This window comes from Stenotrophomonas sp. GSD10 (assembly GCF_056172695.1).
In genome coordinates this window covers 1,214,571-1,225,472 of sequence record NZ_JAOCMC010000002.1, presented here as the reverse complement: position 1 = coordinate 1,225,472, position 10,902 = coordinate 1,214,571, and the positions used below count along the sequence as shown (strand labels likewise).

Annotated in this window: 21 protein-coding genes; 17 read left to right on the top strand and 4 right to left on the bottom strand. The window is 63.5% G+C overall.

Translation table 11 applies throughout. The features are described 5' to 3' along the window. Positions 1-106: 106 nt before the first annotated feature. Entirely contained in the window at positions 107-637 is a 531-nt protein-coding gene (locus N4G47_RS05900; protein ID WP_049423631.1) for a hypothetical protein, read from the bottom strand. Between the two features lie 68 nt (positions 638-705). Here N4G47_RS05900 and N4G47_RS05895 point away from each other — a divergent pair, with 68 nt between their 5' ends. The 3 genes from N4G47_RS05895 (at position 706) to N4G47_RS05885 (ending at position 1,996) form a co-directional block, all read left to right on the top strand. After that, positions 706-936 (top strand): hypothetical protein, encoded by a 231-nt coding sequence (locus N4G47_RS05895; RefSeq protein WP_475285804.1) that lies wholly within the window; start codon positions 706-708, stop codon positions 934-936. A gap of 225 nt (positions 937-1,161) precedes the next feature. Beyond that, entirely contained in the window at positions 1,162-1,710 is a 549-nt protein-coding gene (locus N4G47_RS05890) for a helix-turn-helix domain-containing protein (protein WP_475285802.1), read from the top strand. Next, on the top strand, positions 1,682-1,996 hold the full coding sequence (locus N4G47_RS05885; RefSeq protein ID WP_475285800.1) for a hypothetical protein: 315 nt from the start codon (positions 1,682-1,684) through the stop codon (positions 1,994-1,996). The genes N4G47_RS05890 and N4G47_RS05885 overlap by 29 nt, the downstream gene beginning before the upstream one ends. 39 nt (positions 1,997-2,035) lie before the next feature. Here N4G47_RS05885 and N4G47_RS05880 read toward each other — a convergent pair whose 3' ends face one another. Next, positions 2,036-2,557 (bottom strand): DUF4124 domain-containing protein, encoded by a 522-nt coding sequence (locus N4G47_RS05880; RefSeq protein ID WP_475289897.1) that lies wholly within the window; start codon positions 2,555-2,557, stop codon positions 2,036-2,038. Positions 2,558-2,820: 263 nt separating this feature from the next. Between N4G47_RS05880 and N4G47_RS05875 the strand changes: the two genes are divergently transcribed. From N4G47_RS05875 to N4G47_RS05825, 11 genes are all read left to right on the top strand, one after another. Next, entirely contained in the window at positions 2,821-3,045 is a 225-nt protein-coding gene (locus N4G47_RS05875; RefSeq protein WP_475285798.1) for a hypothetical protein, read from the top strand. Then, positions 3,042-3,362, top strand: a complete 321-nt coding sequence (locus tag N4G47_RS05870; RefSeq protein ID WP_475285797.1) for a hypothetical protein — start codon at positions 3,042-3,044, stop codon at positions 3,360-3,362. Before N4G47_RS05875 ends, N4G47_RS05870 begins: the two co-directional genes overlap by 4 nt. After that, complete coding sequence (locus tag N4G47_RS05865) at positions 3,359-3,508, top strand: hypothetical protein (protein WP_475285795.1); 150 nt, start codon at positions 3,359-3,361, stop codon at positions 3,506-3,508. The genes N4G47_RS05870 and N4G47_RS05865 overlap by 4 nt, the downstream gene beginning before the upstream one ends. 74 nt (positions 3,509-3,582) lie before the next feature. Further along, positions 3,583-3,861: a hypothetical protein gene (locus N4G47_RS05860; protein WP_475285793.1), complete on the top strand. Its 279-nt coding sequence runs from the start codon at positions 3,583-3,585 to the stop codon at positions 3,859-3,861. Beyond that, complete coding sequence (locus N4G47_RS05855) at positions 3,846-4,118, top strand: hypothetical protein (protein ID WP_475285791.1); 273 nt, start codon at positions 3,846-3,848, stop codon at positions 4,116-4,118. The genes N4G47_RS05860 and N4G47_RS05855 overlap by 16 nt, the downstream gene beginning before the upstream one ends. A 318-nt stretch (positions 4,119-4,436) precedes the next feature. Further along, on the top strand, positions 4,437-4,676 hold the full coding sequence (locus N4G47_RS05850) for a hypothetical protein (RefSeq protein WP_475285789.1): 240 nt from the start codon (positions 4,437-4,439) through the stop codon (positions 4,674-4,676). Continuing rightward, positions 4,673-5,161, top strand: a complete 489-nt coding sequence (locus N4G47_RS05845; protein WP_475285787.1) for a hypothetical protein — start codon at positions 4,673-4,675, stop codon at positions 5,159-5,161. The genes N4G47_RS05850 and N4G47_RS05845 overlap by 4 nt, the downstream gene beginning before the upstream one ends. Before the next feature lie 393 nt (positions 5,162-5,554). After that, a complete protein-coding gene (locus tag N4G47_RS05840; protein WP_475285785.1) occupies positions 5,555-6,298 on the top strand; it encodes a hypothetical protein in 744 nt (247 codons plus the stop codon). 82 nt (positions 6,299-6,380) lie between these two features. Next, the gene (locus N4G47_RS05835; RefSeq protein WP_475285783.1) at positions 6,381-6,518 is read left to right on the top strand and encodes a hypothetical protein; all 138 of its coding nucleotides are present in this window, start codon (positions 6,381-6,383) and stop codon (positions 6,516-6,518) included. Next, complete coding sequence (locus tag N4G47_RS05830; RefSeq protein ID WP_475285781.1) at positions 6,515-6,919, top strand: phiTE_015 family protein; 405 nt, start codon at positions 6,515-6,517, stop codon at positions 6,917-6,919. Before N4G47_RS05835 ends, N4G47_RS05830 begins: the two co-directional genes overlap by 4 nt. A gap of 86 nt (positions 6,920-7,005) precedes the next feature. Then, positions 7,006-7,440: a hypothetical protein gene (locus N4G47_RS05825; RefSeq protein WP_475285779.1), complete on the top strand. Its 435-nt coding sequence runs from the start codon at positions 7,006-7,008 to the stop codon at positions 7,438-7,440. A gap of 22 nt (positions 7,441-7,462) precedes the next feature. On the opposite strand, the gene N4G47_RS05820 is transcribed toward N4G47_RS05825, so the two are convergent. Next, positions 7,463-8,221: a hypothetical protein gene (locus tag N4G47_RS05820; RefSeq protein ID WP_475285777.1), complete on the bottom strand. Its 759-nt coding sequence runs from the start codon at positions 8,219-8,221 to the stop codon at positions 7,463-7,465. 243 nt (positions 8,222-8,464) lie between these two features. On the opposite strand from N4G47_RS05820, the gene N4G47_RS05815 reads away from it, so the two are divergent. Genes N4G47_RS05815 through N4G47_RS05805 form a run of 3 tightly spaced genes read left to right on the top strand, consistent with a single transcriptional unit; the run spans position 8,465 to position 9,680 of the window. Next, positions 8,465-9,013: a hypothetical protein gene (locus tag N4G47_RS05815; protein WP_475285775.1), complete on the top strand. Its 549-nt coding sequence runs from the start codon at positions 8,465-8,467 to the stop codon at positions 9,011-9,013. Continuing rightward, the gene (locus N4G47_RS05810) at positions 9,010-9,297 is read left to right on the top strand and encodes a hypothetical protein (RefSeq protein WP_475285773.1); all 288 of its coding nucleotides are present in this window, start codon (positions 9,010-9,012) and stop codon (positions 9,295-9,297) included. The genes N4G47_RS05815 and N4G47_RS05810 overlap by 4 nt, the downstream gene beginning before the upstream one ends. Continuing rightward, on the top strand, positions 9,294-9,680 hold the full coding sequence (locus N4G47_RS05805) for a hypothetical protein (protein WP_475285771.1): 387 nt from the start codon (positions 9,294-9,296) through the stop codon (positions 9,678-9,680). Before N4G47_RS05810 ends, N4G47_RS05805 begins: the two co-directional genes overlap by 4 nt. Here the strand turns inward: N4G47_RS05805 and N4G47_RS05800 are convergent. After that, on the bottom strand, positions 9,668-10,783 hold the full coding sequence (locus tag N4G47_RS05800) for a tyrosine-type recombinase/integrase (protein WP_475285769.1): 1,116 nt from the start codon (positions 10,781-10,783) through the stop codon (positions 9,668-9,670). The genes N4G47_RS05805 and N4G47_RS05800 overlap by 13 nt on opposite strands. Positions 10,784-10,902: the final 119 nt, after the last annotated feature.

Below are 10,902 nucleotides of genomic sequence, written 5' to 3'. Positions count from 1 at the left end.
CGCGTCAGTAAGCGCCAAGGCGGCCAGTTCCATTGCTCGCCGCGCAGATGCGCGGGCTATGCCACGCCGTCGATATCGGGATCGATGGGCGTGGTGGGTTGCCACGTCAGTCCTCCATCCCCTGCTTACCAGCAGCACGGCAGGCATTGCGCTCCAGTCGGTAGCAGAGCCTGCGCACGTCGCGCGATAGGTCCTGAATTCGATCCGCCTCGGGGACGGTCAAGCGCTGGTCGGCCATAGCGTCGATACCGGCGCCAGCCAGCGCGCCGGTCAGCTTGTGCAGCTCCAGCAGCTTTGCCTGAATCGCGGCCAGCTCGTTCGGCCAACCACCCTCGGGTGGCGGCGGTACGTAATCCACCATCAGGTCGTACTGACCTGCGAGGGAGCACACCCAGTCGGTGGCAATCTCCTGCGTGACCACGAACTGCTGCAGGTAGTCCGTCAGGATCTCGGCCATCTCCATGGAGATAGACTCACCATCGATGCCTCGCAGTTTTTTGCGCAGTGTCTCTGCCGAGATCGACTTGCCCCTACGCTTGCTGATGTGTGCGGCCGCATCCTGCAGACCACCTGGGGCGCGGGCCACTGCGTTGTGCAGGGCATCCCGCCAGTAGAGATCAGAGCGGAGGCAGGTCATGCGTCCCCCTGAAACGGGCCAACGATCATCGTGGGAAGGCTGATTGCGGCCGGGGCAACATTGGCGCCATGGCAGAGATCATCAGCTTCCCGCAGCGCATGCGCTTCACCGCGATCCGAACCTACGACGCCGCATCCGGCATCGGCGGCGTGGTCGCGGTCCTGTTCGCCCCGGCGCGCAAGGCTCTTGTATGGAGACCGATTCATGCCGTCTCAGCCGGCCAGATGTCAGGCCGGATCGCAGCAAGAGCCAAAGGCTCGCAGCCAAACTCGCTACCGATCTCTACTGACGCCAGCTGAATCTTTCGCGCCAAGATTGGACTGGGCTTCTTGTTCCTCCAGCCCGTCGCGCACTGCCACAGGTATCCCTCAGAACTGCCGGTCAAGGCAGCGAGGCGCCGCTTACGTTCGGGGTCCGAAATGAAGGTGAGTAGGTCCATAGGGCTAGTATTTAGCCCGGAGCTAAACCTCGTTGTCAAGCGCGCAGCGCAACTTCGATGTTTAGCTACTAGCTACGCTTGCCCTATGGATGCCATCACCGCCAGACACCTCAACCTCCAGGCCCTGGTCGCCACGCTCAAACCCCAGCTCGGGACGCAGAAGGCGATCGCGATCCAGCTGGACATGGCACCTTCCTATCTAAACCAGCTGTTGAGCGGCAAGAAGATGGGGGATGACGTCGCGCGCAAGATCGAACGCGCGGCCGGGCTATCCCATGGCTGGCTGGACCAGCCGAGGTCCGACGACGACGCTGGTGCCGCTGCTGGTTCTCAGGATCTGCGAATCGACCCTGAGATCATCGCCTCCGCGATCAGGCTCGTGAGGCTAACGTTCGCCAACCTCGGGATTGATGACTTCAGCAATGAAGACGACGGTACGCCACTGGCTTATGCCTACGAGTACCTCTACCAGCGGGGCGAGGCAACGGTAACTCCCGACAACCTGATTGACTTCAGCAAGGCGCTTGCACAAAGGCTCAGGGAGAAGGATGGAGAAGCAGAAGAAGGAACCCCCGGCCGCCGGGACGCTCGAAGCATTGGCTCAGGTGATCGCACAACGCGTCGCAAGGCGTGACGGGCAAAAGCCCAAGCTCCGCTTGGTCGAAGCACCTAGGCCATCAACCATCGATAGCGTCACGCGAGACAGCATTCTCCGGCGTATCCGCTGGCTCCGCGATCACTACAACTTGGGCTGCTTGATCGACCAGGCAACATTCAACACGCCAGGCATCGATTGCCTAGAAAACGACGCTCTGGTGCGTCTGCATCGGGAGATGGAAGCCGCCAGGGAATGCTGCATGGACGGAGTTCCATTGGATGAAGCTGGCTTCATCCGAGATGTTTCCATCCAGGACGCGTGACCCTGAATCAAAGCAAGTGGGCGCGCAACGCGCCCACATCTATGGGGTGCCAGCGCCTGAGTATTTTTCCCGCGTGGCTCGTTCTCGCTCAGTACGAGCGTCACCGCATCGCTTCCTTGCCTCGGCCATCTGGCTATCTGCAGAGATCCTGTCGGCTGTCTGGGCCTGCTGCAGGCTGGCAATCTGAGACCTTATCCCAGACGCATAAGTGGCGCCGGCAAGGTTGTTCCTTGCGGTGGCCAGTTCACGGCTCAGCGCAGCGATCTGACGTGACACATCCTGCCCCCGGGCGTTGACCGGGCCGTAAATCCTGCCTTGCTCCGAGGACAAGCAGTTTCGTTCGGCGATGCCAGCATCTGCAAGCTCTGTCGTCTGATAGACCGCCGCACGATTGGCAACCTCACCCGCACTCTCTGTAGAAGCTCGATTGGAGCGCAGCTTCATCGGCGCTGCGCCTGCGGAACACGGGGCTTGCGAGTAGACCGTCTCCCCCGCTGCTCCCTTGCACTTGAACACCTCTGCCGAAGCCCAAGGTGAAACTGCAAGCGCAACCCCTAGCATCACCAACCTGTTCAACATCGCAGCCTCCCTGGCCCCTGTATGCCCGGGAATTATCAGGCGTGCCCTTTCCTTTTTCAGCCCCTTCCGGAAATTTAGCTCTCAGCTATTGCATTGCAGATTTAGCTGTGGGATAAATTGCCTCGCCGGCCAACGACCGGCGGGCGACCGGCGGGTCGCCACCCTGCCGGCCCCTCCCCGAACCGGCAGTAGCCGCCCCCTCGGCCACTGACCCGCCGGCGCCCTCCTTCGACCAGGAGCGCGCCATGTCTCATCGCTACGCCGATAAAAGCCCCTGCCTGCTGCCGCTGATGGCCGTGAAGGCTTTGCGGGCATTGGCAGCACGCGACCACAGCACCGCCCGGACCCTGTGGGCCCGCAGCAAGGGCGAACACAGCCGCAACCAGCTGCGCCGTTCCCGGCGCATGGGCGTCGCCAGCCTCCGTCTGGAAGCCTGCTCGCGCGACATGTCAGCCGAGGTGCGGGTATGAGCGCTGCCGAAACCGCGCTGGCAACCCTGGAACGCATTGCAGGGACAAACGCCGAGTTTGGGGCCGTGGCAGCTGCGACCCTCGACTTCATGATTCGCGTTGGCGAATCCATGTTGAAGAAGCAATCCACCGATCTGCGCACGGCTCATGCCTTGCTATCGGATTTGGTCAAGCAGGGCGACCGCCTGACCGCTGCATTCCGTGCGCTGGGCCTGGACAACAGCCTGATCAATCGCTCGCGGCTCGCCCGAGAGTGCGAAGAATCGATGGTTGCCTTCGACGCCGCACTCGCCCGCGCCAAAGGAGGCGCTGCATGAGCCGGCGCCTCCGGCTCGCTTGGGCAGCTGTCGCGCTGGTGGCTGCGGTTGTCGTGCCGATGCGCATCGCTGAGATCCACCAGGCGAACACAGACCGCGATGCGGCAAAGGTGCGCTGGGCGCTCAGCACCTCGGTGAGGGGCTGACCATGCGCCAGACCGCTCGTCCGCTCCCCAGCTCAGTACCGCTGTGCGCACCCGGCCACCGACCGCAAATCGTCGTGACCGAAGGCGCCCCGACCGGACATCGCCTGGGCGCCCCCTGCCCGCCGCTGCTGCACATTGAATGCCATCGGTGTGGCCTTGCCACGCGACCGGTACCGATGGAAAAGGCCGCGCTGGCCGAGCTGCGCTGGACCGATCCGAGCCTTGCCCACCTGCGCATCCCGATCTCCCTGCTCGCCCGCCATCGGGGCGAGGTCCTGGCCGAGATCGCTGCCCCCTCCCTTCCACGCCCATCGCCGCCTGACCAGGAGAACTGCCCATGGCCGCTCCACTGAAGCCGAAGGAAAAAGCCGCGTTGCTCGCAGCGCATGGCGCTTCCGACCTCACCCTCCACCGCACCGCCAACGGATTCGCGCCCCGCAACCGCCCCGAGAAGATGTTCACGCGCCGCGTCATGAACTGGCTGGATGAGCGCGTGCTGATCAGGTACGACGACCCGCAGCTGCCGCGCAAGGCAACCTTGACCGCCACCGGCATCGCCGCCGCCGAGGCAGAAATCGCCAAGGCCCGCGACTTGGCCCTGACGGCATGAGCGTGCAGGCCACGCTGCCAGTGGAGCAGCAATTCGCAACCGGCCATCAGGGCGAGTCACTCGTCCTGATGGTATGCCAGGGCTGGCTCTGGGCCGGCCTTTACTCCGCCGCGCCGCGCGAGTCGCTCCTGAAGGTCGCCGCCAGCGCCAGCCGGAGCGTGGGGGTATCGCACCACTCGCTCACCCTTGGTGGCGTCACGTTCTCCCTCAACCGACTGGCCGCACAGGCCGCGCACCGGTGGCTCGACCGCCAAGGCGTGCGCGTTCGTTCGATCTCCCCAACAACCGCGCTACGCGCCGCACGCGAGGAATCGCCGCATGAACCGTTCTGTTGTCATCTACGGGCCGCAACGCTGCGGCAAGTCCTCTAACGCACAGGAACTGCGCGCGCACTTTGGCCTGCGTGATGTACTGGACGACTGGGACGGCCACACCGAATATCCCCTGGAGCACACGCTCGTCCTGACCAACAATCCGGATGCCGTTGCTCACCACTCATCGCGTGTCCTGCACCACGGTTGGGCCATGCGCGAACTGCTTGCGGAGGCCCGCACATGAGCGCCCGCCCGCGACAGATCGGCCGGGCCGCCGAAGTACGCAAGGTTCTGTCCTTGTTCCCGCAAGGCGCAACGGTCGAACAGATCAAGACCGCTGGCCGCATCAACAGCAGCCACCAGGCTATCGGCTACACGCTCAAAGGGTTGGCACGCAGCGGCCAGGCCATCTGCCACCGCTCCGGCGTGCGTGGCATCTGGCGCCTTTCCAGCCACACGCAACATGCGATCGCCCCGCTCCGCGCGGGACCTTCCCGGGTGCAACCGACCTGCACACCTGGTGCGCTTACAGGCGTCAGTGACGCGGCGACCACCATCCGACACCGGGAACTCGACCGGCAGCAGCTGGCCGACGACCTGGATGCATTCCTGGCAGCGGGCGGGCACATCCAGGTGCTCGGGCATACCCCATTTCGACCGCTGATGAGCCGCCATGCCGCAAACCACGGCGGCTACATGGACCGTTTACCCGGCCAGGAAGAGGTGTGATCTCGATGAGTGCCCCTTCAACAGATCGCCCCAACGTTCCTTCGACCGCCCGGAAGGTGCTGTACGCACAGGGCCCGGTCCATCGCGCCTTCGGCCAGTCCCGCGCCGCATACCACGTGCTCTGTAGACGATCGCTGCAGTCGATGCCCGCCGACTGGCAAGAGCGCTTCGTCAGCCTGATTGGCGAGGCAAGGACCTACCTGCCGGCCAGCGCATTTCCCGAGTACCAGGTGATTCGCATCGAGGACGGGAGGTATGCAGCCGACCCGCACAGGCGCTACCGGAGTGCTGGCCCGATCCCCCTCTACCAGTTGCCGCAATGGCAGAGAACCAGCCGGCTCCGCTCGCAGGCGCGTTCGTCAACACCGACACCGACTTCTAGCAGGCACACCAATGACAGTGACCCAACAGACGAAACAGCTCCCCATCGCCTACGCGTGCCCTGTACTGCGCGAGGCCGTCCGCACTCTAGAGGCGATCGCAGTTGAGGCAGTGTGGATGCCCAATGCTGCAAAGGTGGTTCCTCTGGCTCAAGCCTCGACCGCGCTGCTCGACCTTTATGCCCGACTGCCCCGCGTGCAGGATCTGCGTGTGTTCGAGGCACCCGTTGCGACCTGGTACGCATCGCTCCGCAGCAGCTTCCAGGAAGGCGACGCGCCACTCTGCGATATCACCAGGGCCCGGCTGGCGCACGCCGCGCACCTACTGCAGTTGGTTCGCGGCCAGACTGGCAACGGCGTTGATCCGGCGGACCCCTGGCGAGGTCTGTACCACCCGAGTCGCCTCCCAGCGCGCAATGCCGACGGCGAGATCCTGTGCCATCCGGACGTGCCGGCGTGGGCCGACGGTCGCGAGGCATCGCTGCGACCGCTCTTCCTCGCGCAGGGCTTCGACCTGGTCGTGGTTGAGGGCGCGTTCTCCGAGGAAGGCATTGGATCGGGCGTCTACAGCACCGCGCAGGAGCTGCATGACTGGAACCCGGTGGCACCCGCTGGCGACTGGCGTCTCGCCTGGTTGGGCGAGACCGAGGACGGTCTGGCTGCGTGGTTCGTGCGGCCGCTGGCAATAGCCGCAATGAGCAGGCCGACCGCTACCCCTCCCGATCGGACGCAACCTGATGGACCCCACGCTAAATGAGCGACACCAACGGTACCGCGCTCGGGCCGGCAAAGCAAAGGCCGCGCTTTACGGCCGCGTGGTCGAGAACAAGCGTTACACGATGCGCCAGATCGCAGACGAACTGGGAGTGTCGATGACCACTGCAGACACGCGGGTGAAGCGTGGCCCCTATCCCCTTACCTGGGAATCGCTGCGCTTGGCGCGCTTTCCCGCCAACGGCAAGGACATGCAGGCATGAGCAACGACAACAAGACCCTGGCAGACGCGCAGCCCGGTGGGAGGGTGAGGCTTCCGGATCAGGCCGAGCGGGCGCGGTTCGAAGCGTGGGGCCGCGCGGAAGGTCTGCCGCTTGCCCGGGGCAAGCTCGGCGACTATGCCTTCGAAGTCACGGCAAAGGCGTGGCTCGCTTGGCAACACCTCTCCGCCCAGCCCTCCCTGGGTGGTCAGGAGGGTGACAGCGATCTGCTGGCAGGTCTGAGAGCTGCTGAGGAATACCTGTACTACGGGGACTCCAAGCCGGTCCATACCGCGACCATACGCGCGGCTTTTAATGCAATCGCCGCCCGCCAGCCGGTGGGGAGCCTGCGAACGATGACGCAGCCAGCGAGGCATTCGCCGAGTTCGCGGACGACTACCTGACGGATGGGAACGGCTACGCGCCAGCCTCGACCTACGAAGCGTGCAGCAGGGCCTTCAAGGCGACGTGGCCGGATCGTGATGCAGCCGTGCGCTCGGCTCGGGAAGAACTGAAGCGCCTGCATGGAGACGACCGCACCGTGGGCGCACGGCGTGCCGAGGGCCTGAATCGCGCGGCCACGCGCGACGATGACGAAGGTGACACCGCCCCGCCCACGCGTGCCGTGGACCTCGGCGCGGAGCGCGTGTTCTACATCCAGGACACGCGACAGTTCGTCGGCAATTGCCCCGTGTGGTGGGGCGCGAACGGCAGTGGCTACGTGACCAGACTGGATGAAGCTGGGCGCTACACCGAGCAAGAAGCCATCAAGCAGAACCGCACCCGCGATACGGATATCCCGTGGCCCTGTGCAGAGATCGATGCGATCGCACGCCCTACGGTCGACTTCCAGCACATGCGCCCTCGTGCTGAGCGCCTGGCTGAGCTGGTCCTGATCGACATCCAGGCGGTGGGCAATGGTTAACCAACTGGCGGTTACGGCAGCTTCATCGATCCAGATCGGAAACCCCCTCACCATCGAGAATGGGCGCAGAAATTCCCATCCGCTTGACGGCCGAAACGCACGCATCCATCACTCGCTCCAGGTCGAGAGATACGGACGGAAGCAGGAACGACAGGCTCTCATACACGTCCGCGTAGTTCACTGTCACCCCAGCGACGGCATGGAAACGGTAGGTCTCTTGGGCGAGTTTTGCGGTCGAAACAGCTCGCAGAAGCGAGCCCGAGACCTTGCGGTCAACGAAGTGCATTCGATCCATTGCCGAGGCGACCTGAGGAAATTCCAATCGGTTGACGTCATCGAAGACGGCCTGCCGAAACTTGCGTTCACTCAGAAAAAGCTGTTTGCCGACACCCGCACCCCTGATCGTGCGCACAAGATTTTTAGCAACTCCGAGAGCGAGCGCCACTTCGCCATGCACTTGAATAAGTACCAGCAGCTCCTCGGTCTCCTCACGAAATGCACGACGTTCAGATTCGTCGCGACTGCGCCTTGCTTCAGCTCCGGCAATCCGTGCGGCCTTGTGACTAGCAGAGTTTGCAGCAACTCCAAGCTTCCATACTGCAAATGCCGATGCTGTGGTGACGCCGATTCCCAACCAAGCGACGATCAGGGCAACGATCGCAACTCCAGCAGCGCTCGCGCCAACGATTACTGCCCACGCGTCCCACCAGACCACGCAGTCGCCCACACCTGGTTCCATGCAAGGGCTGATTCCGTCCCACAACTGCTGCAAAACGCTCATTCCCTGATCCCCCTGTGGACTGCCGGGCATTCTGCCACGCCAATGCAGCGGGAGGAGATCACCCATGATTGACCGGCCACTCACCACTGCGCCGGGGAAGGCCAACCTGTCATCGATTCAGACCTGGCATTCAAGATCGCCGACAGCATCGTTTCGCGGAGGCTGGTCAAGGGATGGTCGCGCCAAGCAATCCTGTCCAGCATCGAGGGAGGTCCCACGCCTTGTGGGCGTGCGTTCTACCTGATGCGCGGCGGCGTCATCGTCGTCGCCCTCTTCCCGATGACGCAGCTGAGCGATATGAATGGTCGCGGAAATTGGTACTCAATCCGCGACCTGTTCCCGCCGCTTCCTGATCGCACTCATGCGGGTACTGAACATCTGCGGCCGTTCCAGGTCGGTGACAAGGTATGGGCTTGGTACAAAGACGAGCCGAGGGCCGATTACGGTCAACCCGATCAGCGAGATGACGACACCAACTGGAGTCGATGCTTTCCGCTGTTCACCGTCAAGAGCGTGACTGGTCCACACCTCGAATCGGGAAGGTTTGCGGGTCGGCCGCACTACCAAGTGCAGCTCAGGTATCGCGAAGGACCTCCCACCGGCCACTACGACGCGGGCTATCACGATGTATGCCCGATCAAGGGGCGAGCCTGGCAGATGCGCGGAGACGGCGACTACCTGCAGTTGGTGCGCCGTGCACCATCTGCGGCAAAGCCACGCCGCTCTGCAGTCCCTGTATCCGCCCCAACCCCGATGCCGGCCCTTCCGGCCCAACTGGACCTGTTCGCATGAACCTCTCACCGTCTATGGGACTCGGCGCACGGGACTTCGCCGCCGACGCCTCGATGCCGCCGGTGGTCAAGGTCCGCAGGGTCAAGCACGACCTCGCGGGCTACGGCTACATGCGGTCGATCATGCTTTTCATGAAGTGGGCGCATGAGCAGGAGAAGTTCCCTACAGCCGAAGAGGTGATCGCGCGGTTCAGCGTGAGCCGGGCGACGGCTTATCGGCTCACTAGCGCGCTCGCCGATACCTACGGCATCGACCCTGCCGCGCGGCACAAGGAGCGCCGATGACTCATCAAAATCAGCGTCGCGAGCCTCGTCGTATGAAGCAAGGCAATGAAGGCCAGGTCGAGAGCTTGGACGACACACTAGGCCTTGAAGGTGCAGCTCGCATGATGCGCTTGGGCCTCGAAGCCATGAAGGAACTCGTAGATAAGGGCGAGGTGCCGGCCGTTCGCCTGAATCAGAAGCACACGGTCATGCTGCGCGAGGACCTGATCGACTTCCTACGCTCGGAAGGGCGCCGGCAGGCCGCCGAACGAAAGAAGTCGATGATCGGCAACCGACCTGCAGCCAACACGCCTGAGCCAGGGCAGACAAGACGTGCAAGCAGGTCACGTCGCACAAAGCTTCCGGACCTCCGCGCCTATGAGCAGGCCGATCACCAGAGCTGATCGGCCAAATCGGAAGCACGCAGGTTGGCATACCTTTTCAGCTGACGCGGGTCGCGATGCCCGGTGATTTTCGCGATCTGGATGTCCGTCAGCGAGGTCCTTTCGTACAGTCGGCTTGTCGCTTCGTGGCGCAGATCGTGGAAGCCGAGATCCGCGCACCCGGCCGAGACGAAGATGCGCTCGAACTGGCGCGAAAGCTTGCTCGATACACGCCGCAAGGCCAATGGGCTACGCTCGCCGGTCCAGAATGGGAAAAGCCGCCCCTCGTAGTCATCCCCATACGCGGCAAGCTTCGCCAGCAGAACTGAGGTCATGGGTACCTGACGCTTGCTCCCGTTCTTGGTCTTGTCCAGGAAGATCGTACGCTGCGCCACGTCGAGCTGGCTGCGCTCCAGCGTGTAGATCTCTCGCATGCGCATGGCCGTTTCCAGCGCCATGTCGAACATCATTATCAGCGCTTCGCGCTGCAGTAGGTCGAGCGGCCGCTGACGCCCCGGCGGCTTTGCACCGGCCAGGATCTCGCGGATGCGCTCTTCTTCACCAGGCTCCAGACGGCGATCACGCTCCTGATCAGCTTTCGCTTCCCCGTCGATACGCTTCACAGCTACTTTGTCGTCACCCGTGTACGTCGAATAGCCCCGGGGCAGAAGCCGCAGTGGGTTCATTGGCAGCGCGCCGTGGGCAGCCAGCCAGTCCAGGGCGCGCGACAGGGCACCCACGTAGTGCCGAATAGTTGAAGGCGCGAGGTTCTGCTCACGCTTCATGGTGGTGACCCACTCGGTCGCCCACGTAAAAGTCAGCTGCGGCAAGGTGATGCCGATTGGTAGCCGTGAAAGCAGTACGGGCAGCAGCTGCTCGTCATCGACCGAGATGTGCTGCGCGCTCCGATACTCGCTGACCTGGCTGCGTAGATCCCTCGCGGCTGCCTTGGTGTTGGCCAGCTCCTCCGGCACCACCCCACGGTCGAGCAGCGCCTCGAGGCGGCGCACGTACTCGTCGCCCTCTGCCTCCGAGGCGAAGCTCAGATAGACAGGCTGGGGCAGCAGCCCCGCCCGCTTGATCGTGTACTGCCAGGAGTCGCCCCGGCGTCGCTTGGTTGCCATCCCTGCTCAAACTCACGTAAACGCACTCGGCACATGTTAACGCGAGTTTGCCACCCGAAAATGGGTGGCAGACCGATGATTTCAGGGCCGAATCAGGGGATTTTGGCTAGGACCGCCAA